Consider the following 24,473-nt stretch of genomic DNA (forward strand, 5'->3'; position numbering starts at 1 on the left):
CTGGCCCGCGGTATCCCTCCGGCCGGGGCGTCAGGCCTGACGCTGCCCGTCGAGGATCTCGTCGACCTCGCGGATGAGTTCGGCACCCGTGCGGCCCCACGAACGCAGCTCGGCGTCGCTCCCTCGCGTCAGAGCCCGGCGCCAGCTGAGCACGCGGCTCATGCGACCCAGGAGCAGGGCGTCGTCGACGGCGCGGTGCAGGACGCTCGAACCGAGCGCATCGCCCCACCCGCTCGAGTACGCACGCAACAGACGCGCCCGCGCCTCCGCGGCAGCGGCGTCGTCGAGGCCCTCGGTCGTGGCGCGCAGCGGCTCGTACAACGACAGCAACGGATGACCGACGTACGCGTGCATCCACTCCGTGATGCGGGCCTTCGTCAGACCCGCCGTGGTGCCGTCGGCGAGAACCGTGCCGGAACGCAGGTCGTCGTGCTGAACCGTGAGCGGAAGACCGAGTTCTTCGAGGCGGCGCGCCGTGGACGACAGGGCCGACCAGTGGTTCGGCGACAACCCGAGCCGCCGCCACTGCTTGACGATGTCACCGGGCGTCAGCTTGAGGACGCCGTCGCGCACCATGTCGTCGGCGACGGCAGCCGAAGCCCGCTGGATTCCGGCGTAGCGGCGCAGCACCCCCGACATGAGGCTGAGGCGTGACTCCTCGGTCTCCACCTCACGCAGGCTGCCACTCTCGGCGGGCATGAGGAACCAGCGACGCTCGCGGTCGGCGGCCCAGATCGACGGAACCGCGTCGGGCACGACGGTGGCCAGGTGCCCCATGAGCACCGACTCCGACGTCGTCTCCGGAAGGCCCGCCACCATGCGCACGCGCCCGTGATCGGTGTCGGCCACGAGGCGCGTGAACCACGGCGTCAGTGTCGGCTGCTTCGGCGTCGTCGCGTCACGCGTGACACCTCGACGCTCGAGCACCTCGTCCATCCAGCGGCTCGCGTCCCACATCCAATCCTTGCTGGCCCACACCTCGGTGGCAGGGCCGGGGACGAGGGCGCCGGGAAGCGGCGGAAGATCGTCGTACCGTGCCACTCAGGCGACGTCCTTGCCGGGTGCCAGGCGGGGGCGCAGGTCAGCGGTGATCGCGTCCGCCGTCAGGCCGATCTCGGTGAGCACCTCACCACGCGAGGCGTGCAGGAGGAACTCCTTCGGGATGCCGTACGTGTCGACGCCCGCAGCGACGCCGGCTTCACGGAAGGCGCGCGCACACGCGGAACCGACACCGGCCTCGACGAGGTTGTCCTCCACGACGACGACGTGCTTCGCGCGAGCAGCCAACTCGACGAGCTCCGGGGCGACCGGAAAAACCCACCGCGGGTCGACAACCTGAACGGCGAGTCCGTCCGACTCCAGGGTCTGCGCCACGTCGAGCGCGACACCGACCATCGAACCGACACCCACGACGAGCACGTCCGGGTTCTCGGCGTCCTTCATGACGTCGAGGCGCCCGATGCGACGCTCGGCGACGAGCGGCTCACCGACGTCGCCCTTCGGGAAGCGGATGACGCTCGGCGCATCGTCGATCGCGACGGCGTCGCGCAATTGCTCGCGCACCTGGGCGCCGTCACGCGGCGCGGCGAGGTGCAGGCCGGGCACGATCGAGCAGATCGACATGTCCCACATGCCGTTGTGCGAGGCGCCGTCAGAACCGGTGACACCCGCGCGGTCGAGCACGAACGTCACACCCTGCTTGTGCAGCGCGGCGTCCATGAGGAGCTGGTCGAACGCGCGGTTGAGGAACGTGGCGTACACGGCGACGACCGGGTGCAGCCCGCCGTAGGAGAGCCCGGAGGCCATCGTCACGGCGTGCTGCTCGGCGATGCCGACGTCGAAGACGCGCTCGGGGTACTTCTTCGCGAAGTCGTCGAGGCCGACGGGAATGAGCATGGCCGCGGTGATCGCGACGACGTCGTCACGCTCGCCGCCGAGCGCCACCATCTCGTCGCTGAACTCATCGGTCCAGATGCGCCCGGAGACCTCGAACGGCAGACCCGTCTCGGGGTTGAACTTGCCGATGCCGTGCCACTGGTCGGCCTCGTCGGAGTAGGCGGGCTTGTATCCGCGCCCCTTCTGCGTGATGACGTGCACGAGCGTGGGGCGGCCGTAGTCGCGCGCCCGACGAAGGGCCGTCTCGACGGCCTGCTCGTCGTGGCCGTCGATGGGGCCGAGGTACTTGATGCCGAGGCTCTCGAAGACGCCCGTGTCGGGGTAGACCATGTCCTTGAGGCCGCGCTTCACACCGTGCAGCGCCTCGTACATCTTGTTACCGACCTTGGGCGTGCTCTGCAGGCGGCTCTTGCCCCAGTCGAGCACCTGGTCGTAGGTGTGCATCGTGCGCATCATCGCGAGGTGCTGCGCCATGCCACCGATCGTCGGCGCGTACGAGCGCTCGTTGTCGTTGAGCACGATGACGAGCGGCAGGTCGGGGTCGGCCGAGATGTTGTTGAGCGCCTCCCAGGCCATGCCGCCGGTGAGCGCGCCGTCGCCGATGACGGCGACCGTGTGCCGGTCGGCCTCGCCGCGCAGGCGGCGCGCCTTGGCGATGCCCTCGGCCCACGACAGCGACGTGGAGGCGTGCGAGTTCTCGACGACGTCGTGCTCGGACTCCTCACGGCTCGGATAACCCGACAGACCGCCCGACTTCTTGAGCTTGCTGAAGTCGTGACGTCCGGTGAGCAGCTTGTGCACGTAGCTCTGGTGACCCGTGTCGAAGACGAACGTGTCACGCGGCGAGTCGAAGACGCGATGCATGGCGATGGTCAGCTCGACGACACCGAGGTTGGGGCCGAGGTGGCCACCCGTCTTGGAGACGGAATCGACGAGGAACTGCCGGATCTCGGCCGCGAGGTCATCGAGCTTGTCGACCGGGATGCCCTTGAGATCGTCCGGCCCCGAGATGGTTTCCAGCAGGGTCACGTCTGAATCAGCCTTTCGAGAGTGCAGTCTCTTGAGTCTAGGTCGTTCGACTTCAAGGTTCCATGCGAGTACACCCGCAAGGTCTGTGCGTTACCGAAGAGTCACCTCCTCCCCGTCACAACCGCGGCACGAACGTCTTGCCCCGCATCGCCTCGTGGACGAGACGCACGGCGTGCGCCGTGGCGCGCAGCCGCAGCCCCTCGGCCGACAGGTGCTCCATCACCTGCGGAACGGCGCGCGGGGGCAGCTCGTCGGCCAGGTCGACCCGAATACGTCGGTACGACTCGCGCATCGCGTTCAGCTGCGCGTCGACGTGCCACGTGGCCACCCAGGCGAGCGCCACCGGATGCCGACGCCACGCGTCGTAGGCGCGGAAGTCGGCCGGGCACTGGTCGAGGAGCCACTGCGTGGCAGCCTGCTCCCACCCCGGCGCTCCTGGCGGCGGCACTCCCCTCGGCCACCCCGGAGGGCCGCCCTGCACGACATCGGACATGGCGTCAGCGTACGCCATTTTTCGAACATACGTTCTACTGTTTCGAAGCTGCCCTACGTAGCGCCACCGCACTCACCCCGAGCACGAGCAGGCCGGCAAGAACACTCCAGAAGGCAGAGCCGACGCCACCCAGCGTCACGCCCGAACCGGCGACGACGAGCGTCACCGCGGCCGCCTCGCGCGTCGCGACGGGCTCGAGTGCCGACGCAGCAGCTGCGGCGAAGGTGCTGAACAGCGCCACCGCAGCAACCGCCGCGAGCAACGCCTGCGGCGCCACGAGGGCCACTGCGACAACGGCGGCCGACGCCGGCGCCAACGCGACGTAGACGACGCCGCACGTGACACCCGCGATCCACCGACGATCCCGATCGGGATGCGCCTCTGGGCCGGCCGCGAGCGCCGCGGAGATGGCGGCCAGGTTGATGGCGTGGGCACCAGCGAGCGAACCGGCGACACCCGCGGCCCCGGTGTAGAGAAGCGGCCCCCGCAGGCCGAGGCGGTAACCGAACGACGCTAGCACGGCGACGCCCGGCAGGTTCTGGCTCGTCATCGTCACGAGGAACAGGGGCAGCGCGATGGCGACCATCGCCGTCGCGTCGAGGTGCGGTGTGACGAACTCGAGGTGTGGCACGAGCGTCGTCGCCCCCGTACGCGAGAAGGCTCCGTCGACCCCCATGACGACGAGCGCGGCAGCGAGCGCGGCAGCGAGCGCGGCCAGCACCGCCCACCGTCGCGCGAACGCCGTCGTGACGAGCCAGGCGAGCAGAACACAGCCGATCTGCCACGGGGCGCGGGGCAGGTCGACGAACGGCTTCGCGCAGATCGTGAGGAGGATGCCCGCGAGCATGGCGCTGGCGAGAGCAGCGGGGATGCGTTCGACGAGCTTCTCGAGCCACGGCACCGCACCGCACAGGGCGAGCAGCATGCCGCAGACGGCGAATGCTCCGACAGCTCCGGCGAACCCGCCGGCGGCAGCGCCGGTCGTCGCGAGGAGCGCCGCGCCCGGAGTCGACCACGCCATCGTCACGGGCATCCGCGTGCGCAGGCTGAACACGATGCAGCCGAGCCCCATCGTCAGACACAGGACGAGCAGGCCACTCGCCGCCTGCGCCTGCGTCGCACCGACGGCCCGCAGGCCCGCGAGGACGACGGCGAACGAGCTCGTGAAGCCGACGACGGCGCACACGAGACCGGCCGTCACGGCCTGCAGATCGTCGCGCCCCATTGTCATCGGCTCAGCGTACGAGCGCTTCACGCCGATGGCTCGCGCCTGTCCACGGATGCGGTGCCGACGGCGATTCGCGCCCGATTCTCCGAAGTCGCCACGCGGCAACTTACGCATTGGTAACTTGAGGCGTGGACCACATAGTCAACCGAAGGAAGAATATGTTCTCCGCACGCCGCACCACGTCCGTCGCCGTTGCCGCAGCAGCTCTCGCAGGCGCGACGACCCTCACGGCCCCCGGCGCTCAGGCTGCCGAATCGCAGCCGAAGGACACCGTCTGGAACCTCGGCTACGACGTCGCCGCCACGACGAACGTCAAGAAGATGAACCAGAGCTCGTCGACGACCGGTTTCAGCTTCTCCACCGTTCATGTCGAGAAGGGCACGCTGAGCTCCGACCTCATGCTCAAGGACCTCAAGACGCCGGTGAAGCTCGGCGGCCTCCAGATCGGTTACGCCACGATTGCGGTCGAGCCGGTCGGCAAGGCGACGGGCACGATCGACGCGACGACGCACAAGGTGACGCAGACGCAGAAGGCGTACCTGCACATCAAGGATCTCTCCCCCGCCGGTCACGGCCTCATCAACCTCGTGGGCAAGAACTGCAAGACGTCGGCGCCGGTCGAGATCCCGGTGAGCGGCACGATGAAGGGCGGCTTCGACCCCATCACCCTGAGCGGCAACTTCACCATTCCCAGCTTCACCGGCTGCGGAACAGGCGGAACGCTCAACAAGCTCGTGACGAAGCAGGTCAGCGGCCCGGGCAACACCATCACGTTGAAGCTCACGCCGCGCGCCTGACTCGCGCAGCTCCTGACGTGGGGCGGACCGTCATTGCCGACGGTTCGCCCCGCGTCTGCGTCCGCGATCGTTGGCGCAAGCGTGCACAATGGCCGCATGGGTACCTATGACGCATGGCTCGAGCAGGCCTCCATCGACGACGCCGTCCGCGATCTTCGTCCGGACTACCGGGCAGTGCTCGTCGTCGCCGAGGGGTTGAGCGGCGGCGAGTCGAACGAGGCGAGCGAAACGCTGCTGTTCGCCGCCGAGGAACACGTGCGCCCGCTCCTGGAGCACACGAAGGTCGAGGAACTCCCCCACATCGCCGCATGGCGCGAGGCGTTCCGCGCCTTCGGTGCCAAGCCCCAACGCACCCGCAACTCCGCGGAGGCGCTCATGCGTCGCGCCGACGCCCTACCGCGTATCAACGCGCTGACCGACGCCTACAACGCCGTCTCCGTCCGCTTCCAGACGCCGCTCGGCGGCGAGAACCTGGCCGCTTACGACGGGCCGCTGCGCCTCGTGCGCGCGACCGGCGACGAGGAGTTCGACACGCTCGCCTCGGGAGCGGAGACGATCGAGCACCCCGAGCCCGGCGAGGTCGTCTGGCGTGACGACGCCGGCGTCACCTGCCGCCGGTGGAACTGGCGCCAGTGTTACCGCACGCGCCTGACGGAGCAGACGACCGACGCCGTCTTCATCTGCGACGTCCTCGACGTCGAACCGGGCGACGGCGAGCAGCGAGCCCAGGACGTTCTCGGCGCTCTCACCGAGGCCCTCGAGGCCGTCAGCCCTGGCGTGAAGCTCAGCTCACGCATTCTGTGATCCGACGGGCTCCCGTCGTCCGATCTCGGACAAGAAAGCGCCGCGACGCCCGCGCCCCACATGCCGCACCGCGATGGGTAGCGTGACTCGCATCACACGAAACCCGTAGCGAGGTGCTTCATGCCCAACGTCGCCGCGCCCATCTGGACGCACGCCGCCCGCAACCCCGACCACCCGGCCGTCCGCAGCCTCGACAAGAGCTGGTCCTACGAGGAGCTACGCTCCCACGTCGCCGCGTGGGCTGGCGCGCTGCGTGAGGCGGACATCGAACGCGGTGACCGCATCGTGCTCATCGCGCCGTCGGTGCCCGAGTTCGCTGCCGTCTACCACGGCGCCCAGGCTGCGGGCATCGTCGTCGTGACGCTCAACGTCATGTCGACGCCCGCCGAGATCGGTTACGTGCTGGGCGATTCCGGAGCCCGACTCGTCATCGCGTGGCACGCAGCGACGACGGCCGCCGAGCGCGCGGGCGCCGAGGCAGACGTCGACGTGTGGAGCCTGGAACCCCACGCCCCGGTCACCTGCGAGACGCCGCTGTCCGAGCCCGTGGAGCGCGACGCGTCCGAGACCGCTGTGCTCCTCTACACCTCGGGCACGACGGGTAAGCCCAAGGGCGTGCAGCTCACCGTTTCGAACCTGCTCGAGACGGCCGAGATCTTCATTCGCCAGCTCGAACTAGAGCCGACGGACGCGTTCGGCACCGGCCTGCCGCTGTTCCACGTCTTCGGTCAGTGCATCTGCATGAACACGATCCTCGTCGGCGGTGCGAGTCTCTCCCTGCTCAGCCCGTTCGAACCGCAGGCCATGGTCCGCGTGATCCGCGACCACGAACTGACGATCGTCGCGGGCGTTCCGACGATGTGGAACTACCTCCTGCACGTCGCCGGCGACTTCGGCCCCGCTGACTTCGCCAATCTCCGCCTGGCTGCCTCCGGCGGCGCGAGCCTGCCGGTGGAGGTCATCCGCGCGTTCGAGACCCGCTTCGGCTGCACGATCCTCGAGGGGTACGGCCTCACGGAGACCACAGGCGCGGCGACGTACCACTCCCCCTTCATCGAGCAGCGCGTCGGCACGACGGGTATCGCTCTGCCAGGTGGCGCGGTCGAGGTGCGCGGCGCTGACGGGCAGCCCGTCGCCCTGGACGAGGTCGGCGAGGTCTTCATCACCGGCCCCATGGTGATGAAGGGGTACTGGAACCGCCCCGAGGCCACCGAGGCAGACCTCGTCGACGGGTGGTTCCGCACCGGAGACCTCGGCGCGCTCGACGCCGACGGGTATCTGCGCATCGTCGATCGCGCGAAGGACCTCATCATTCGTGGCGGCTACAACGTCTACCCCCGCGAGGTCGAGGAGGTGCTCTACGAGCACCCGGACGTCGTCGAGACGGCCGTCGTCGGCATCCCCGACGACACATACGGCGAGGAGGTCGGGGCCGTCGTCGTGCTGCGACCTGACGCGTCCCCCGACCCGGAGGCGTTGCGCGCGTGGCTCAAGGAACGGCTTTCCGCGTACAAGGTGCCGCACCTGTACCGGTTCGCGGACGAACTGCCCAAGGGCGCGACGGGAAAGATCCTCAAGCGCGCCATCGAGTGGACCCACGACGAGGAGAAGAACGATGACTGACGTCCAGACCGTCAAGGGGGTCGTCGACTCCGGCGACCTCGGTGCGACGCTCGTCCACGAGCACGTCTTCGTGCTCGGCGAGGAGTACCGCGTCAACTACAGCGAGTGGGACGAGGACGCCCGCGTCGCCGATGCGTCCCGCAAGTTGCAGGAGCTCAAAGAGCTCGGCATCGACACGATCCTCGACCCGACCGTGCTCGGGCTCGGGCGCTACATCCCGCGCATCCAGAAGGTGGCCGAGGGAACCGACCTCAACATCGTCGTCGCGACGGGCGTCTACACCTACGACGACGTGCCGTTCCAGTTCCACTACACGGGCCCGGAGACCCTATTCGGCGGTCCGGAGCCGATGACCGAACTGTTCCTCAAGGACCTGCGCGAGGGCATCGCCGACACGGGCGTGCGCGCTGCGTTCCTCAAGTGCGCCATCGAGGAGAAGGGCCTGACGCCCGGTGTCGAGCGCGTCATGCGGGCGGTCGGCGCGGCGAGTGCCGAGACGTCGGCTCCGGTCACCGTGCACACGCACGCGGGCAGCGAATCCGGACTCGTGGCGCAGCGTGTGCTCGCCGAGGAGGGCGTCGATCTCGGTCGCGTCGTCATCGGCCACAGCGGCGACTCGACCGACCTCGATTACCTGTGCAAGCTCGCCGACGCCGGAAGCTACCTCGGCATGGACCGTTTCGGCATCGACGTTCTCCTGCCGTTCGAGCAGCGCGTCGACACGATCGTCGAGCTGTGCCGTCGCGGTTACGCCGAGAAGGTCGTCATCGCCCACGACGCGTCGTGCCTCATCGACTGGTTCCCCGAGGGACTCATCCCCCAGGCCCAACCGAACTGGAACTTCCGGCACATCAGCGAGGACGTGCTCCCTGCGCTGCGTGAGCGCGGCGTGAGCGACGCGGACATACACACGATCCTGTTGGACAATCCGCGTCGCTACTTCGAGTAAGTTGGCCGTCGTTCGGCGGGCGAAGGTCAGTTCGCCGAGGACGTCATGGAGTCGGAGCTCTTCATGTCCTTCTTCATGTCGTCACTCTTCATGGAGTCCTTGGACATGTCGGACTTCATGTCCTTCGACTTCATGTCGCTGGACTTCATGTCCTTCTTCATGTCGCTCTTCATCTCGGTGCTCGTCGGCATGTTCGACGACGAGTTGCCGGAGCCCTGGCCGTCGTTGTTGCAGGCGGCAACGCCGAACACGGCGCAGGCGGACAGGGTGATGGCGGCAAGGCGCTTCATGATGGTTCCTTCTCTCTCGCAAACGGTGTGCATGAGGCATTCGGCCCCCTCACCCGAATGGATGGGAGACGGGGTGTGGCCTACCTCACACCGACCGAGACGGTGTGCCATCCCGAGGCGCCGTCGGGCGTCACCTCGGCTTCCTGCGATGTCTGCACCTTGCCGTCGGCGTACCGGCAACGGGCCTTGATCGTGTGCTGCCCCTTGGGCGCGTCCCAGGACAGCCACCACTGCCGCCAGTAGTCGATACCGACATTCGGGCCGAGCTTCGCCGTCTGCCATTCGCCGTCGTCGATCTGCACCTCGACCCCGACGATGCCCTGGTGCTGGGCCCACGCGACGCCGCCGATCGCCACGCGTCCGGCGTCGATGGTGCGGCCGGCGCGGGGTGCGTCGATGCGCGTCGAGGGCTTGATCGGACCCTTCTCGCTCCAGCCGCGGTCGGTCCAGTACGCGCGGTGCTCGGCGTAGGTGGTGACCGTCAGCTTCGTCACCCACTTCGTCGCCCCGACGTAGCCGTAGAGGCCCGGCGTGACGAGACGCGCGGGGAAACCGTGCTCGCGCGGCAGCGGCTCGCCGTTCATCCCGACGGCCAGGAGAGCCTGACGGTTCTTGTCCTGGAAGGCCTCGATCGGCGTCGAGCAGGTCCACCCGTCGTCGGAGACGGAGAGCACCTGGTCGGCGCCGCTGCGTGGACGCGCCTTGGCGAGCAGGTCGCGCACCGGGACGCCGAGCCAGCGGGCGCCGCCCGCGTACTCGCCGCCCACCTCGTTGCTCACGCAGGTGAGGGTCACGTCCGCCTCGACGAGCGGCATGGCGAGGATGTCGTCGTAGGTGAACTCGAGTTCCTCCTCGACGTCGCCGTCGATGACGAGTCGCCACCCGCCCGCGTCGACGTTGTGCACGACGAGCGCGGTGTCGATGCGGTAGAAGTTCGAGTTCGGGGTGAGGAGCGGCGTCACCCCCTTCACGGTGCGCTCCAACCCCGCGGGCATGGCGGGCAGCGAGCGGCTCGGGCGCGGCAGTGCGCGCACCATCTGCGTCACCTGCGAGCCGATCTTCTGTCCCATGCCCGCGGCCACGGCTCCGAGCCCCGCAAGGGCTCCCGCGCTCAGCATCGTCCGGCGCGTCACGTCGCCCGAGGCCACGCCAGGCGCGATGCTCGACGAACCTGACGCCGACGACATCACCGCCACGAAGCTTCCGGCCCCGACGAAGGCCGTCGCGAGCGACGGGATGACGGCGAAGACTCCCCCGCCCGGCCGGGCCCACGCGGCAAGGCCGGCGAGCGCGACGAGGACACCGAGCAGCGCAACACCGCGCACGAGCCGCGTCCGAGCGAGCAGCCCAGCGAGCGCGCCGAGCAGGCCGGTGACGAGCGCCACGGAGGCGAGCAGGACGGGCTTGTCAGCGGTGCCGAAGGTCGACACGGCGAAGTTCTTCAGCCAGGTCGGAGCCGCATCGACAACGGCCGAACCGACCGCGAACGGCGGCGAATAGCTCGGCCCCGTGATCGCCGCGACGAGGTGCCCTGCCCCCGCGCCGGCGATCGTCGAAGCCAAGCCGACGAACGCTGCTTGCCCCTTGCCGAGGTCTGCGGCCGTCACAGCTGCACCGAACCCAGCACCTTCGAGGTCGGCTGGGCCGAACCGCCGGCCGGTTCCATCGACACGGCGACCTCGCGGGCGGCGCCGGCGTCACCGTGCAACAGCATGGCGATGAGCCCGTCCTTCTCCGGCTCGGGCAGCAGGCCACCGGAGACCAACTTCCCGGAGGAGTCCTTGACCCACATCTGGTACGCCATGCCGTCCGGGGCGCGCCCCATCGTCGTCGACGTGACGACGGCCTTGTCCATACCCATCGAACGGGTGACGGTGATCTTGTGCTCGCCCATGTCGATGACCGACTCACGGGCGTCGTCGGCGTGCATGACCTCCGCGACTGGTGCCGGCATGGAGCCGGCGTCGTCGCTCGCGATCCGTACCCCCCCGGCCACCGCGATGACGATGGCTGCGGCGGCAGCACCGAGCCACAGAATTGCTCGCCGGGCCGCGCGTGGCGTCTGGGAACGCTCCGCGGCGACGGGCACGACGGGTGGCAGCGGACGGGTGCGAGCCACCTGAGCGAGGAGCTCACTGCGCACGTGAGCGGGCGGCGTCAGCTCGGGGGCGGGCAGCGTTGCCGCCGCTTCCTGGAGGGAGAGCACCTCGCCAAGCGCCTCGGGGTGATCGCGCAGGTAGGCCTCAACGGCCTCACGCTCCTCGGGCGTCACGGCGTCCACCGCGTACGCACCGATGAGTCCGTAGGCGTCGCCCGGTCGAACGTCGCGCTTCATCGTTCACCTCCCATGGTGTCGCGCAGGCGGATGAGTCCGTCGCGGATGCGTGTCTTCGCCGTTCCGAGCGGCAGGTCGAGCAGGGCGGCCACCTCGGTGTGGGTGTGTCCGCCGAAGTAGGCCAGTTCGAGCGCCTCGCGCTGAACCGGGGTGAGGGTCGCCATCGCGCGCCGCACGCGCTCGGCCTCGAGGCTGCTCGCGACGGCTTCGCTCGTCGAGTCGAACGCGACCTCGCACTGTTCGACGGCGTACCGCCCTTCCCGGGCGCTCGCCGTCTCGGCGTGACGCACCCGGTCGACGGCCCGCCGGTGCGCGATCGTCATCATCCAGGACATGGCGGACGCCTGCTTCGCGTCGTAGCGAGCCGAATGGCGCCAGATGTCGAGGTAGGTCTCCTGGAGAACCTCCTCGGACTGCGCCGGGTCGCGCAGCACGCGCACGATGAGACCGAAGACGCGGGCGCTCGTGTCGTCGTACAGCTGCACGAACGCAGCGTCATCACCTCGCGCGCAGCGTTGGACGAGTTCCTCAGCGCGTATAGGAGCACCTGACCGATCCGGTGCAGGAGCGAGCGACGCGGCACGGGCCGCACGGGCGGACGACGTGAACCGCACTCACTCCCCCTGCTGACGTTGGTTGTTCCTCATGCCCGGCGTTCGGAGCCCAGCTGCGATCGGATGGGTCGGACCGCGCACATTCTGCCCGAACCGTTCCACCGTGTGCGGGCGAGAAGATATATGTCGACTTCCGAACATGTTCCGAATATCATGGATACATGTCACTCGCGGCGAACCTCCCCCACGTCACCCGACGCTCCTCGGACCTCAGCAAACACTCGGCCGAGGTCTTCGCCGAGGCCGAGAACCACTCCGTCACAGTGACTCGACGGGATGGTGAGTCGCTTGTACTCATGTCCCAGCGCGAAGCGGACGCTCGAGCAGAGCTTCTCCACATCGCTGCGAATCTCGTCACGGTGACGCTCGAGGACGGCCCCCTCAGTGAGCGCATGGCTAGCCGCTATCCCTGGATGTATGCCCTGAGCACTGCGGAACGCGAGCAGTGTGCCACCGACCTCGTCGAGGCAGCACGCGCCTCCTTCTCGACGGGGCAACCGCATCTGGCAATTACCAAGCTCACGAGTTGGCGGGAGACGGCCACCGCCATAGCCGCGGGGCTGGGCACCGAGCCTGTGGCATGGCTCGATGACGAACCCGTCGTCGAGCGCCCCTGAGCATGCCCAGGGAAGCGGTCGTACCGCGGCCGGCCAAAAAGTCGGATTACGTGCTGAAATATGCGACGAAACAGTCCGAGAAGGGCTGGCGCGATCTCGTGGCCACGATCCGCAATCCCATGAGCGACAGCTGGGATTTTCTCACTCGTACTCCCCTGTCGAAGACTCCGAACAACTACCCGCTGGAAGGCTCGCTGGCTTCGATCAGTCGTGGAGGCCGAACGTATCAACGTTGCACAAGCCCACGCTCAAGGGCACGGCCCGTATTTGGTTCTACGTGGACGGCAGCACCGTCTACCTGGAGCAGGTTCACACGGCTCATCCCAACGAGACCAAGTAACTGCGGCTCGGCCCGCAACGCCGTCGGCCCGGCTCCCTGAAGGGAACCGGGCCGACGGTGTTCAGCTACCTGCTGTTACCGCGTCACGCACTCTTGACGATGTTGCGCAGCACGTACTGCAGGATGCCGTCGTTGCGGTAGTAGTCGGCTTCGCCGGGGGTGTCGATGCGGACGACCGCGTCGAACTCCACCGTTTCGCCGCCGTCCTTCGTGGCGACAACCTTGACCGTCTTCGGCGTCGTGCCCTCGTTGAGGGCCTCGATGCCGGTGATCTCGAAGGTCTCCGTGCCGTCCAGACCCAGGTCGTCAGCCGTCTTACCGGCCGGGAACTGCATCGGCAGGATGCCCATGCCGATGAGGTTGGAACGGTGGATGCGCTCGAACGACTCGGCGATGACGGCCTTGACGCCCAGCAGACGCGTGCCCTTCGCAGCCCAGTCACGCGACGAGCCCGAACCGTACTCCTTGCCGGCGAGCACGACGAGCGGCGTACCGGCCCCGGCGTAGTTCATCGCGGCGTCGTAGATCGTGTTCTGCTCACCGTTGTTCGTGAAGTCGCGCGTGAAGCCACCCTCGACGCCGTCGAGGAGCTGGTTCTTCAGGCGGATGTTCGCGAACGTACCGCGCACCATGACCTCGTGGTTACCGCGGCGCGAACCGTAGGAGTTGAAGTCCTTGCGGTCGACGCCGTGCTCGGCGAGGTACTTGCCCGCGGGGCTGTCGGCCTTGATGTTGCCGGCCGGGGAGATGTGGTCGGTGGTGACCGAGTCGCCCAGCTTGGCGAGCACGCGGGCGCCCTTGATGTCGGTGACCGGGGTCAGCTCCATCTTCATGCCCTCGAAGTACGGGGGCTTGCGAACGTACGTGGACTGGTCGTCCCAGTCGAACGTGCCACCGGCCGGGGTCTCGAGACCCTGCCAGCGCTCGTCACCGGCGAAGACGTCCTTGTACTGCTCGAGGAACATGTCGCGGTTGATCGAGGAGGCGATCGTCGAGTCGACGTCCTGCGCGCTCGGCCAGATGTCCTTGAGGAAGACGTCGTTGCCGTCCTTGTCCTGACCCAGGGCTTCGTTCTCGAAGTCGAAGTCCATCGTGCCGGCCAGCGCGTAGGCGATGACGAGCGGCGGGGAGGCCAGGTAGTTCATCTTCACGTCGGGGTTGATGCGACCCTCGAAGTTGCGGTTACCCGACAGGACGGAGACGACGGCGAGGTCGTTCTCGTTGACCGCAGCGGAGACATCCTCCGGCAGCGGGCCGGAGTTACCGATGCAGGTGGTGCAGCCGTAACCGACGAGGTGGTAGCCGAGAGCCTTGAGCGCCGGCCACAGGCCCGCCTTCTCGTAGTACTCGGTGACGACCTTCGAGCCCGGAGCCATCGACGTCTTGACCCACGGCTTGACCTTGAGGCCCTTGTCGGCGGCGTTCTTCGCGAGAAGACCGGCCGCGAGCATGACCGACGGGTTCGAGGTGTTGGTGCAGCTCGTGATCGAGGCGATGGCGACATCACCGTGGTCGATCTCGAAACTGCCACCGTCACGGTTGACCGTCGTCGGCTTGGAGGGGCGCTCGCTCTTGCCTGAGATCGGCGAGTTCGTCGGGGCCGAACGCGGGTCGGAGACCTGGTCGGCACTCGTGTTCACCGAGTCGGACGCAGGGAAGGTGCCCTCGAGCTCCTCGTCGACCGAGCTGTCCTCGATGCTGTTGCCGTTGACGACGTAGTTGTCGAGATCGGCGACGAACTGCTGCTTGGCCTCGGACAGCAGGATGCGGTCCTGCGGACGCTTCGGGCCGGCGATCGAGGGCACGACGGTCGACAGGTCGAGCTCGAGCTCCTCGGAGAAGCGCAGGTCGACGCTCGGGTCGAGCCACATGCCCTGCTCCTTGGCGTACGCCTCGGCGAGGGCGACCTGCTCGTCGCTGCGGCCCGTGAGGCGCAGGTAGTCGAGCGTCACGTCGTCGATCGGGAAGATCGCACACGTGGAGCCGAACTCGGGGCTCATGTTGCCGATCGTGGCGCGGTTCGCGAGCGGGATGGAGGCGACGCCCTCACCGTGGAACTCGACGAACTTGCCGACGACACCGTGCTCGCGCAGCATCTGCGTGATCGTGAGGACGACGTCCGTGGCGGTGACGCCCGAGGGGATCTCACCGGTGATCTTGAAGCCGACGACGCGCGGGATGAGCATCGAGACGGACTGGCCGAGCATCGCGGCCTCGGCCTCGATACCGCCGACGCCCCAACCGAGGACGCCGAGGCCGTTCTCCATCGTGGTGTGGCTGTCGGTACCGATGCAGGTGTCGGGGTAGGCCACGCCCTCGCGCTCCATGACGACGCGCGCCAGGTGCTCGATGTTGACCTGGTGGACGATGCCGGTGCCCGGGGGGACGACCTTGAAGTCGTCGAAGGCGCCCTGGCCCCAGCGCAGGAACTGGTAACGCTCGTTGTTGCGCTCGTACTCGAGCTCGACGTTCTTCTCGAACGCGTCGTTCGTGCCGAAGGCGTCGATCTGGACCGAGTGGTCGATGACGAGCTCGGCCGGCGAGAGCGGGTTGACCTTGTTCGTGTCACCGCCGAGTTCACCGGCGGCCTCACGCATCGTGGCGAGGTCGACGACACAGGGAACACCGGTGAAGTCCTGCATGATCACACGCGCGGGCGTGAACTGGATCTCGGTGTCCGGGTCGGCCTTCTCGTTCCAGCCACCGAGAGCGGAGATCTGCTCCTTGGTGACGTTCGCGCCGTCTTCGGTGCGCAGCAGGTTCTCGAGGAGAACCTTGAGGCTGTACGGCAGGGTCTCGTGGCCCTCGACCGTGTTGATGCGGTAGATCTCGTAGCTGTTCGAGCCAACCTCAAGGGTGCCCTTTGCTCCGAAGCTGTCCGTGCTCTGACTCACGCCGACTCCTTCGTCTGTTGCCTGGGAGCGCGCCCCTCGGGCCCGCGTCCCGCGTCATTTATCTTGACGTCAAGATAACTTAATCACACGCTGGGAACGCCCCTCAGCAAAGGCAAACCTAACTTTGCCACCTGCCCTTGCCGAGGCCGTTCTCCTGCCTTGATCGTAGGTCGCCGAGCCCGTCATGTCGCCCCAGTGGGCGAGCCCGATGTCGACGATCTCAGGATGCGTTCGCCTCACCGCGGGGTCGCAGCACCGCGATGCACTCGACGTGCTGCGTCATGGGGAACGCGTCGAAGCCGCGAAGAGCGTCGACGTCGTAGCCGCGTTCGGCGAAGTAGCCGAGGTCACGCGCGAGCGCGGCCGGGTCACACGCGACGTAGGTGACGACGCGGGGCGCGAGGTCGGCGATCGTCGCCACGACGTCGCGGCCCGCACCTGCACGGGGCGGGTCGAGGACGACGACGTCGGCGCCGGTTCCGAGGTTGGCCTTCGCCACGTCGGACGCAAGGAGGTCGACGTGGCGGGCTCCGCCCATGTTCGTGCGGGCGTACTCGATCGCCTCCGCATCCGCCTCGACGCCGAGCACCGAACCGCTCGGGCCCACCAGATCGGCGAGGGCGCGCGTGAACAGGCCGACGCCGCAGTACAGGTCGACGGCTCGCTCCCCCTCCTGCGGGTCGGTGGCGTCGAGGACGACGTCGAGGAACGTGGAGGCAGCCGCCGGGTGCACCTGCCAGAACCCACGGGCGCTGACGTCGAACTCGGCGCTGCCGTGGGCGGTGTCGACGATCTCGCGTACCGCGGGGGTCTTCTCGCCCTTGGGCTGCGGCAGCTCGATACCGACGATGTCGCCGACGGAGGGGCGCACGAGGTCGAGGCCCGCGATCGAGGCGTCGAAGCGGTCACGCAGCGCCGCGGTAAAACCCTCGTCCGAGACGACGCAGTCGTCGATCTCGACGAGGCGGTGTGAGCGGTGTTCGCGCAGGCCCGCAACACCGCCGTCGACGGCGAGTTCGAGGCGGGTGCGCCAGCGCAGCCCGTCGGGGTGGCCGGGCAGTTCCTCGACGGTGAAGTCGGGGGCCACCTCGTCGAGGTCGATCTTGGCGATGCGCTGCAGCTGATCACGCACCACCTGCGTCTTGAGCGCGCGCTGCGCGGGCAGTGCGACGTGCTGCCAGTCGCAGCCGCCACACATGCCGGGGCCGGAGAACGGGCACGGCGCGGGGACGCGATCGAGCGAGGCGTCGAGCACCTCGACGGCGTCGGCGCGCAGGAACTTCGACTCGCTCGTTCCCTCGGTGATGCGGGCGACGACGCGTTCGCCGGGCAGCGTGTGCCGGACGAAGACGACGCGGCCCCCATGGCGGGCGACGCAGTGTCCGCCGTGCGCGACGCCCTCGACGGCCAGTTCCAGCCGCTCGCCCTCCATCGGACGGCCCTTGCGGGCCTTGCGACGGTTCATTCCAGAGCGGCGACCGGGTGCAGAACGTGACGTTGCCATGTCGTTCACCCTCCCCCGGATGCCCCGGAACACGCAACGCAGCAGGCCCTCACCTTCGATAGGGTCGCCTCGTGCACTACGTCATCATGGGCTGCGGCCGCGTCGGTTCCTCCCTCGCGCGCACGCTCGAGGACACCGGCCACAGCGTCGCCATCGTCGACCGCGACGAATCCGCCTTCCGCCGCCTGCCGAGCTCGTTCCTCGGACGCCGCATCGTCGGTGTCGGTTTCGACCGCGAGACGCTCGTCGCCGCCGGCATCGAAGAGGCGTTCGCCTTCGCCGCCGTCTCCAGTGGTGACAACTCGAACATCCTCTCGGCCCGCGTGGCACGCGAGACGTACGGCGTCGAGCGCGTCGTCGCCCGCATCTACGACCCGGGCCGCGCCGAGATCTACCAGCGCCTCGGCATCCCCACGGTCGCCACCGTCCGCTGGACCGCCGACCAGGTGTTGCGGCGCATCGTGCCGCAGGAGAGCACTGCGGTGCACCACGATCAGTCGGGCACCCTCGCCATCCTCGAGATCCCCGTCCACCCCGCGTGGATCGGGCACGCCTACGACGAACTCGAGCAGGTCACCGCCTCGCGCGTCGCGTACGTCTCGCGCCTGAGCACCGGCGTCCTGCCCCGCGCTGGCCTCGTCCACCAGGAGGGCGACATCGTGCACTTCGTCGTCGAATCGGCCCGCCGGGAGCTCATCGAGGCGTTGCTCTCGCAGGGCCCTCACACCGACCTCACGAACCCGCTCGCGCGCGAGCACTGAGAGGCACGTCATGCGCATCGTCGTCGTCGGGGCCGGAAGCGTCGGCCGATCCATCACCCGCGAACTGCTGAGCAACGAACACAGCCTGCTCGTCATCGACAAGTACGCCCGCGAGGAGCGCGTCAAGGCCATCCCGGACGCCACGTGGCTCCTCGCTGACGCGTGCGAGGTGGCCACGCTCGAGGAGGCACAGCTCGAGCACGCCGACGTCGTCGTCTGCGCCACGGGTGACGACAAGGTCAACCTCGTCGTCTCCCTGCTCGCGAAGACGGAGTTCGGCGTGCCGCGTACCGTGGCCCGCGTCAACAACCCGCGCAACGAGTGGATGTTCGACGAGGGCTGGGGCGTCGACGTCGCCGTCTCCACCCCGCGCCTCATGACGGCGCTCGTCGAGGAGGCCGTCAGCGTCGGCGACCTCGTGCGCCTCTTCGAGTTCCAGCAGGGCAAGGCCACGATGGTGGAGCTCACGCTCCCCCTCGACTCCCCCTACTGCGGCAGCAGCGTCGCCGACCTCGCCCTGCCGCCCGAGTGCGTGCTCGTCGGCATCATCCGCGACCAACTGCCGATGGCGCCGGTGCCCGAGGAGAGCCTCCAGGCACTCGACGAACTGCTCTTCCTCGCCACGCGTGACGCCGAGCGCACCCTCGCGGCGAAGCTCACGGGCCGCCGTCGCGACGAGGTGCAGACGGTCCTGAGCGACCGCAACTTCTGAGGTCGCTCCGAACTGCGGGCGAGGCGCGTCAGGCGCCGTGAGGCGCGTCAGGCGCCGTGCTCGCGCGCCTCGGGCTCGAGACGTTCGTGGCCTTCGCGGTCGTCGTGCAGGAGCGCGTCGTGGGTGTCCAGCGGGGTCTCACCGCGCAGGAGCAACAGCGCCATGAGGGCGAGGGCGGCGAGGTACAGCGGCCAACCGAGCGCGATCTTCGCGACGCCGAGCATCGTCACCTGGTCGGCCAGGTACAGCGGCAGCATGACGGCCAGGCGCACGGCGAACAGGGCCGCGAACACCCACGTCAGGCGCGTGCACACCTTCACCATGGCGCGGCTGCGCTGCCACGCCGTGGGGTCGTCCTTGAGGTTCGGGTCGCCGCCCGCCACGATGAAACCGACGAGCGGCCAGCGCACGACGATCGACGCAATGCTGATGGCGAGCATGACGCCCGCCTGGATGAGACCGGGCAGGAAGACGTCGGACGCATTGCCGGAACGCTTCGCGAGAAACGCAGCGAAGGCCGTGGCGAACGCCGCAGCGACGACGAACTTCACCGTCTGACGCTGCACGAGGCGCAGCACGAGCGCGACGGCGAGCACGACCGCCGCGGCAATGAGCGCTTGGTTGAGGTTCTTCGTCGCGGTCCACACCGCGACGAACGCGACCGTCGGCAATGCCGCCTCGAGCGATCCGCGCCACCCGCCGACCGCGACGGCGAGGCGCTCGCGGATGACGGCCTCGACCGTGTTCGCCGGGGGCTGGTGGTTCTCGGTCACTGGGATTCCTCGTTCTCGAGCAGGAGCTCGTAGGCGGGGTTGAAGATCGTGGGGCGGTTCTTCACGGTCGTCAGGAGCCCTTCGACGGCAAGCGCGGCGCCGACGTGAATACCGACGACCTCACGGCGACCGAGCATGACGAGCGACGCGGGCTGGACCGAGGTGTCGAACGGGTCGAGATCGACAACGAGGTCGGGCACACTCTCGGAGCGCGGCCTGACGGTGACCTCGCTGACGCGCCCTTCGATCCTCACCCGGCGTCGAGCAGGCGCGAGGGCGTAGCGGGAGGCCTCTCGTGCTCGCTGGGCCGCGGCCTCTTCCTCCCCCGACGGGCCGGGGAGGAAACGGGCGCGCAGCTTCGCGAGCATCTGCTCCATCAGCGCGTCTCGGTAATCTCCGGGCCACGCTCCAGCGGGCTGACGGCGGGATCGCTCTCACCGGCGGACTGCTCCTGCTCGCGCACCTGGGCGAGCAGCTCCGGCGGCAGGGTGAGTTCGAGCAGTTCGCGCGGCGCGCGTGCCTCACCGCCGCGTCGCACGACGACGGTGCGCACGAACTCCATGGCGCGCTCCGCGGCGTCGTCGTCGAGGGCCGCGTGGCCCGACAGCACGGCGCGCAGGAACCAGCGCGGGCCGTCGACGCCGATGAAGCGTGCCGGCGAGAAGGTGGTGCGGCCGTCGGGGCCCTGGCTGGGCATGCGCACGTGCAGCTCGGTGCCGAGGTCGCCGTCGACCTCGTCGGCCGTGCCGCCACCGGCGAGGATCGACTCGGCGATCTCGCGGCGGATGCCGTACCAGATGCCGCTCGTCTTGGGCGCGGCGAAAACCTGCAGCTGAACCGCAGAGGCACCGCCCTCACCGATGACGGCGGTCATGCCGGTGAGCACCTGCGTGCTCTCGTCGACGTCGAGGCGAAGCTCGACGTCCTCACCGGGCGCGAGCAGCAGCGCACCGAAGTCGATGCGATCGCCCTCGGGGGCGTCGTCGACGTCGAACGGGCCGTTGGAGAGGTCGACGTCCTCACGCGGGCGCAGGCGCGAACGGCGGCGGCGCTCCTCGGGGGTGAGCTCCTCGGACGTCACGTCCGCCGACTCGGTGGCCGTCTCGTCGGTGTCCTCGCTGAGGTCGACCTTCTCGTCGCCCTCGACCTGCGAGGCTGCGTCGTCCTTCTTACGTCGGAACATGGCCATGATCAGTCAGTCTCCTTCTCGGCGCGAGCCTGCGTGGCCGCGAATCCGCCGGTCGAACCGTGCCCACCGGCGCCACGCGACGAGTCGTCGAGGTCGTCGACGACGACGAACGTCGCCTTCTCCACCCGCTGCACGACGAGTTGCGCGATGCGGTCTCCCCTGGAGACGGTGAACGACTCGCGGCTGTCGGTGTTGACGAGGTTGACCTGGATCTCGCCTCGGTAGCCGGCGTCGACGACACCGGGCGCGTTGACGATGGTGATGCCGTGGCGAGCGGCCAACCCCGATCGGGGGTGGACGAAGCCGGCGTATCCCTCAGGAATCGCGACGGCGATACCCGTGGGAACGAGCGCGCGGTGACCGGGCGCGAGCGTCAGGCCGACGCGTGCCCGCAGATCCGCACCGGCGTCACCCGCGTGGGCGTACGTCGGCACCTCCAGCCCCGGGTCGAGGCGTCGGATGGGGACGGTGAGATGTCCGTCGTCGTCGCTGCTCGGTGCGTTGTCCATGCCTCAGGCGCAGTCGCGGCAGACCGGAAGGCCGCCGTCCTCTTCAGCGAGCTGGCTGCGGTGGTGAACGAGGAAGCACTTGCTGCAGGTGAACTCGTCCTCCTGGCGCGGCAGGACGCGCACGGAGAGCTCCTCACCCGACAGGTCGGCGCCGGGAAGCTCGAAGCCTTCGGCGTGCTCGGTCTCGTCGACGTCGACGCTGCTCGAGGACTTGTCGACCCGACGGGACTTCAGTTCCTCGATCGAGTCTTCGCTGACGTCGTCTTCGTTCTTGCGCGGGGCATCGTAGTCAGTTGCCATCAGTACTCTTTCTTCGATGAGTGTGCGGCGTCGCGCTTGTGGCGCTCACCGCTGATCCCCCGCTGCAACGCGCGGATGACCCGATTTGTGCCCGCATACTAGCGCGCCTCGGGGAAAAGGCAATCCGTGAGGTCGGCAAAGATGCCGGGAGCCGTCGCGATCGCCATCGCCTTGCCCATCTCACCGCCCGGTGCGCCCCCGATCGCAGCGCCTGCTTCGGTGGCGATGACCTGCCCTGCGGCCTGGTCCCACGCGTTGATTCCGGACTCGTAGTAACCGTCGAGCCGGCCCGACGCGACGAAGCACAGGTCGAGTGCCGCGGACCCGCCGCGTCGGATGTCACGCACCTTCGGCAGCAGCTGCGCGACGGCAGCGCCCTGCTCTTCACGCTTGGCCGCTTCGTACCCGAAACCGGTGCCGACGAGAGCGAGCTCGAGACGCTCGCAGTCGCTGACGACGAGGGGTTCGCGTCGTCCGTCGGCCGTGACGAGGTGGGCACCCTGGCCGTGGGCCGCGGCGTAGGTCTCCCCCAGCAACGGTGCACTGACGGCGCCCGCAACGGGCAGCCAGGCGCCCTCACGCGTCGTGTCGCCGATGCAGACAGCCACGGACACCGCGAAGAACGGGTGACCGTAGAGGTAGTTGACGGTGCCGTCGATGGGGTCGACGACCCACGTCAGACCCGAAGTGCCCTCGCGCGCGCCGCCCTCCTCACCGAGGATCGCGTCCTCGGGACGCTCGGCGCCGATGCGCTCGCGCAGCAACTGCTCGCTGCGCTGGTCCATAACGGTGACGACGTCGACCTCGCTCGACTTCGTCGCTTCGACCCCGAGAGAACGCGGGCGTTCCGTCACGACGAGGCGCGCGGCGTCGTCAGCCATGGCCGTCGCGAGATCGCGCAGACGAGTGAGCTCCTCGGCGTTCAGCCACTCGGGCAGGGCGAGCGGTGCGTCGATGTCGCGTTCCATCGGGTTCTCCTTCGCGAAGGTGCGCTTTGACGGTACGACCTCAGTCGCGACCGCACAGAGCGGGCTTGGCGGCGCGCAGGTTCGGGCAGCAGCCCGGGGCGCAGATCGACGGCATGGCCTCGCCCGGCCACGCGGGGCACTCGGGCGACTCGTCACGGGCCTCGGCCGCGCGCTCCTCGACGAGGTCGACGAGGCCGTGCACGAACTCGTCGTCCGTGCCCACGGTCGGCACGCGAGGCATGACGAGCCCGAGGCGTTCGGCGGTTTCGGCGGCCTCGGTGTCGAGGTCGTAGATGACCTCCATGTGGTCGGAGACGAAGCCGATCGGCGCGACGACGACGTGCGTCACGCCGCGCTCCGCGAGGTGCTCGAGGTGGTCGTTGATGTCGGGCTCGAGCCACGGCTGCGACGGCGGGCCGGAACGCGAGCAGTAGACGAGCGCGCCCTCGAGGTCACGCGAGAGCGTTGCGTTCGCCTCCGAGAGGATGGCGGCCCCCAGCTCGTCGTGCTGCTGCCAGTAGAGGTTGCCGTCACCGTCGCCGGGTCCGGAGGTGTCGTCCATACCGAGCGGAATCGAGTGCGTGACGAAGACGACCTGCACCTGCTCGTCGGGCACCCCGGCGAACTCGCGCAGGGCGTCGGTGACGAGGCGGACGTTGGCGCGGGCGAAGGACGGGTGCGTGGCGAACTGACGGATCTTGTCGATCTCGAAGCCGGTCAGGCCCTCATCCTCGAGGGTGTTCACTGCGGCCGCGAGGTCCTCGCGGTACTGACGGCACGAGCTGTAGGAGGCGTACGCGCTCGTCGTGACGGTGACGATGCGGCGCATGCCCTCGCCGTGGGCGTCGCGCAGGGTGTCGGTGAGGAAGGGCTCGCTGTTGCGGTTGCCCCACAGGATCGGCGTCGTGATGTCACGACGGTCGAGTTCGGCGCGCAGCGCGGCGATGAGGGCCCGGTTCTGGTCGTTGATCGGGCTGCGCCCGCCGAGCTCCTCGTAGTGGTGGGCCACCTCGGCGAGACGCTCGTCGGGGATGCCGCGCCCGGCCGTCACGCGGCGCAGGAACGGCATGATCTCGTCGGGCTTCTCGGGTCCGCCGAACGACGCGAGCAGGACGGCGTCGTACGGTTCGAGCGGGTTGGCGTCGGTCATGACCGGTCTCCAGTTCGAAGGGGCTGAGGGGCATTGAGGTCGAGCACCACGGCGATCATGCGCAGGGCGAAGGCGACGAAGACGCAGCCCCAGAGCACGGGCACCGTGTAGTACGGCGTCTCGTGCGCGATGACGACGAGCGAACTGCCGAGCAGAGCCGGCACGACATAGAGCTCTCGGCGCAGCACCTCGGGCACCTGCCCGACGATGACGTCGCGCATGAGGCCGCCACCGATGGCGGTGAGGACGCCGACGAAGATCGCCGTCGTCGCACCGGCGCCGTAGGCGAGGGCCTTGATCGAGCCTGCGACGCAGAACAGCGCGAGGCCGGCGGCGTCGAGGAGGCGCACGAGTCGAGCGATACGGCTCATCTCGGGGTGGAGCGTGAACGCACACAGGCCCGCGAGGACGCAGACGCCCATGAGGCGCCAGTCGCTGACGCCGACGGGCGGCGTCTGACCGATGAGCAGATCGCGCAGCACACCGCCGCCGAGTCCGGCCATTCCGGAGAGGATGACGACGCCGAGGATGTCGAGCCTCTTGCGTACGGCGACGAGCCCACCGGAGAGCGCGAAGACGAACACGCCGATGAGGTCGAGGAGGAGCTGCAGAGAGCCGCTTTGCGTGAGCACCATGGCAGCGACACGTTACCGCGGGCGGCGCGCCATCCCTGCATCAGGCGGGCGATAATGGCACAG

Annotated in this window: 25 protein-coding genes; 7 read left to right on the plus strand and 18 right to left on the minus strand. The window is 68.7% G+C overall.

Annotated elements, in window-relative coordinates; translation table 11 throughout:
* Window positions 1-30: 30 nt before the first annotated feature.
* From IM689_RS08630 to IM689_RS08645, 4 genes are all read right to left on the minus strand, one after another.
* Window positions 31-1,041 (minus strand): aminoglycoside phosphotransferase family protein, encoded by a 1,011-nt coding sequence (locus tag IM689_RS08630; RefSeq protein ID WP_193643667.1) that lies wholly within the window; start codon window positions 1,039-1,041, stop codon window positions 31-33.
* Complete coding sequence (gene dxs, locus IM689_RS08635; RefSeq protein WP_193643668.1) at window positions 1,042-2,925, minus strand: 1-deoxy-D-xylulose-5-phosphate synthase; 1,884 nt, start codon at window positions 2,923-2,925, stop codon at window positions 1,042-1,044.
* Window positions 2,926-3,040: 115 nt separating this feature from the next.
* The gene (locus tag IM689_RS08640) at window positions 3,041-3,418 is read right to left on the minus strand and encodes a hypothetical protein (protein ID WP_047311724.1); all 378 of its coding nucleotides are present in this window, start codon (window positions 3,416-3,418) and stop codon (window positions 3,041-3,043) included.
* Between the two features lie 34 nt (window positions 3,419-3,452).
* The gene (locus IM689_RS08645) at window positions 3,453-4,649 is read right to left on the minus strand and encodes a benzoate/H(+) symporter BenE family transporter (RefSeq protein ID WP_193643669.1); all 1,197 of its coding nucleotides are present in this window, start codon (window positions 4,647-4,649) and stop codon (window positions 3,453-3,455) included.
* 155 nt (window positions 4,650-4,804) lie between these two features.
* On the opposite strand from IM689_RS08645, the gene IM689_RS08650 reads away from it, so the two are divergent.
* The 4 genes from IM689_RS08650 to IM689_RS08665 all read left to right on the plus strand — a co-directional run bounded on the left by IM689_RS08650 (window position 4,805) and on the right by IM689_RS08665 (window position 8,819).
* Window positions 4,805-5,443 carry a hypothetical protein gene (locus IM689_RS08650; RefSeq protein ID WP_193643670.1) on the plus strand — a complete coding sequence of 213 codons (639 nt, stop codon included), beginning with the start codon at window positions 4,805-4,807 and terminating at the stop codon, window positions 5,441-5,443.
* Between the two features lie 96 nt (window positions 5,444-5,539).
* On the plus strand, window positions 5,540-6,247 hold the full coding sequence (locus tag IM689_RS08655) for a B3/B4 domain-containing protein (RefSeq protein WP_193643671.1): 708 nt from the start codon (window positions 5,540-5,542) through the stop codon (window positions 6,245-6,247).
* Window positions 6,248-6,367: 120 nt separating this feature from the next.
* Complete coding sequence (locus IM689_RS08660) at window positions 6,368-7,870, plus strand: long-chain-fatty-acid--CoA ligase (RefSeq protein WP_193643672.1); 1,503 nt, start codon at window positions 6,368-6,370, stop codon at window positions 7,868-7,870.
* Window positions 7,863-8,819, plus strand: a complete 957-nt coding sequence (locus tag IM689_RS08665; protein WP_193643673.1) for a phosphotriesterase family protein — start codon at window positions 7,863-7,865, stop codon at window positions 8,817-8,819. The genes IM689_RS08660 and IM689_RS08665 overlap by 8 nt, the downstream gene beginning before the upstream one ends.
* A gap of 26 nt (window positions 8,820-8,845) precedes the next feature.
* Here IM689_RS08665 and IM689_RS08670 read toward each other — a convergent pair whose 3' ends face one another.
* The 4 genes from IM689_RS08670 to sigK all read right to left on the minus strand — a co-directional run bounded on the left by IM689_RS08670 (window position 8,846) and on the right by sigK (window position 11,929).
* On the minus strand, window positions 8,846-9,109 hold the full coding sequence (locus IM689_RS08670; RefSeq protein ID WP_193643674.1) for a hypothetical protein: 264 nt from the start codon (window positions 9,107-9,109) through the stop codon (window positions 8,846-8,848).
* A gap of 80 nt (window positions 9,110-9,189) precedes the next feature.
* Window positions 9,190-10,716 (minus strand): molybdopterin-dependent oxidoreductase, encoded by a 1,527-nt coding sequence (locus tag IM689_RS08675; RefSeq protein WP_193643675.1) that lies wholly within the window; start codon window positions 10,714-10,716, stop codon window positions 9,190-9,192.
* Window positions 10,713-11,444 carry an anti-sigma factor gene (locus IM689_RS08680; protein WP_193643676.1) on the minus strand — a complete coding sequence of 244 codons (732 nt, stop codon included), beginning with the start codon at window positions 11,442-11,444 and terminating at the stop codon, window positions 10,713-10,715. The genes IM689_RS08675 and IM689_RS08680 overlap by 4 nt, the downstream gene beginning before the upstream one ends.
* Window positions 11,441-11,929: an ECF RNA polymerase sigma factor SigK gene (gene sigK, locus IM689_RS08685; protein ID WP_406565490.1), complete on the minus strand. Its 489-nt coding sequence runs from the start codon at window positions 11,927-11,929 to the stop codon at window positions 11,441-11,443. Before sigK ends, IM689_RS08680 begins: the two co-directional genes overlap by 4 nt.
* A 290-nt stretch (window positions 11,930-12,219) precedes the next feature.
* Between sigK and IM689_RS08690 the strand changes: the two genes are divergently transcribed.
* Window positions 12,220-12,675, plus strand: coding sequence for a prevent-host-death protein (locus IM689_RS08690; RefSeq protein WP_193643678.1), 456 nt, complete (start codon window positions 12,220-12,222; stop codon window positions 12,673-12,675).
* 423 nt (window positions 12,676-13,098) lie between these two features.
* On the opposite strand, the gene acnA is transcribed toward IM689_RS08690, so the two are convergent.
* Window positions 13,099-15,909, minus strand: coding sequence for an aconitate hydratase AcnA (acnA, locus tag IM689_RS08695; protein WP_193643679.1), 2,811 nt, complete (start codon window positions 15,907-15,909; stop codon window positions 13,099-13,101).
* Between the two features lie 220 nt (window positions 15,910-16,129).
* Window positions 16,130-17,413 (minus strand): class I SAM-dependent RNA methyltransferase, encoded by a 1,284-nt coding sequence (locus IM689_RS08700; protein ID WP_193643680.1) that lies wholly within the window; start codon window positions 17,411-17,413, stop codon window positions 16,130-16,132.
* Window positions 17,414-17,484: 71 nt separating this feature from the next.
* Between IM689_RS08700 and IM689_RS08705 the strand changes: the two genes are divergently transcribed.
* Both IM689_RS08705 and IM689_RS08710 read left to right on the plus strand, forming a co-directional pair.
* Window positions 17,485-18,174 carry a potassium channel family protein gene (locus tag IM689_RS08705; RefSeq protein WP_193643681.1) on the plus strand — a complete coding sequence of 230 codons (690 nt, stop codon included), beginning with the start codon at window positions 17,485-17,487 and terminating at the stop codon, window positions 18,172-18,174.
* A 10-nt stretch (window positions 18,175-18,184) separates the two neighbouring features.
* Window positions 18,185-18,886, plus strand: coding sequence for a potassium channel family protein (locus IM689_RS08710; protein ID WP_047311519.1), 702 nt, complete (start codon window positions 18,185-18,187; stop codon window positions 18,884-18,886).
* 47 nt (window positions 18,887-18,933) lie between these two features.
* Here IM689_RS08710 and IM689_RS08715 read toward each other — a convergent pair whose 3' ends face one another.
* The 8 genes from IM689_RS08715 to IM689_RS08750 form a co-directional block, all read right to left on the minus strand.
* A complete protein-coding gene (locus IM689_RS08715; protein WP_187035289.1) occupies window positions 18,934-19,659 on the minus strand; it encodes a DUF3159 domain-containing protein in 726 nt (241 codons plus the stop codon).
* Window positions 19,656-20,036 carry a hypothetical protein gene (locus IM689_RS08720; RefSeq protein ID WP_047311517.1) on the minus strand — a complete coding sequence of 127 codons (381 nt, stop codon included), beginning with the start codon at window positions 20,034-20,036 and terminating at the stop codon, window positions 19,656-19,658. Before IM689_RS08720 ends, IM689_RS08715 begins: the two co-directional genes overlap by 4 nt.
* A complete protein-coding gene (locus IM689_RS08725; RefSeq protein ID WP_047311516.1) occupies window positions 20,036-20,848 on the minus strand; it encodes a DUF3710 domain-containing protein in 813 nt (270 codons plus the stop codon). The genes IM689_RS08720 and IM689_RS08725 overlap by 1 nt, the downstream gene beginning before the upstream one ends.
* A gap of 2 nt (window positions 20,849-20,850) precedes the next feature.
* On the minus strand, window positions 20,851-21,357 hold the full coding sequence (dut, locus tag IM689_RS08730; RefSeq protein ID WP_047311515.1) for a dUTP diphosphatase: 507 nt from the start codon (window positions 21,355-21,357) through the stop codon (window positions 20,851-20,853).
* A gap of 3 nt (window positions 21,358-21,360) precedes the next feature.
* A complete protein-coding gene (locus IM689_RS08735; RefSeq protein WP_047311514.1) occupies window positions 21,361-21,657 on the minus strand; it encodes a DUF4193 domain-containing protein in 297 nt (98 codons plus the stop codon).
* Between the two features lie 98 nt (window positions 21,658-21,755).
* Window positions 21,756-22,625: an inositol monophosphatase family protein gene (locus tag IM689_RS08740; RefSeq protein ID WP_193643682.1), complete on the minus strand. Its 870-nt coding sequence runs from the start codon at window positions 22,623-22,625 to the stop codon at window positions 21,756-21,758.
* A gap of 40 nt (window positions 22,626-22,665) precedes the next feature.
* Window positions 22,666-23,775 carry a ferrochelatase gene (locus IM689_RS08745; protein ID WP_193643683.1) on the minus strand — a complete coding sequence of 370 codons (1,110 nt, stop codon included), beginning with the start codon at window positions 23,773-23,775 and terminating at the stop codon, window positions 22,666-22,668.
* Window positions 23,772-24,410: a trimeric intracellular cation channel family protein gene (locus tag IM689_RS08750; RefSeq protein ID WP_047311511.1), complete on the minus strand. Its 639-nt coding sequence runs from the start codon at window positions 24,408-24,410 to the stop codon at window positions 23,772-23,774. Before IM689_RS08750 ends, IM689_RS08745 begins: the two co-directional genes overlap by 4 nt.
* Window positions 24,411-24,473: the final 63 nt, after the last annotated feature.

Source organism: Dermacoccus barathri, from assembly GCF_015070805.1.
Classification (GTDB): Bacteria; Actinomycetota; Actinomycetes; order Actinomycetales; family Dermatophilaceae; genus Dermacoccus; species Dermacoccus abyssi.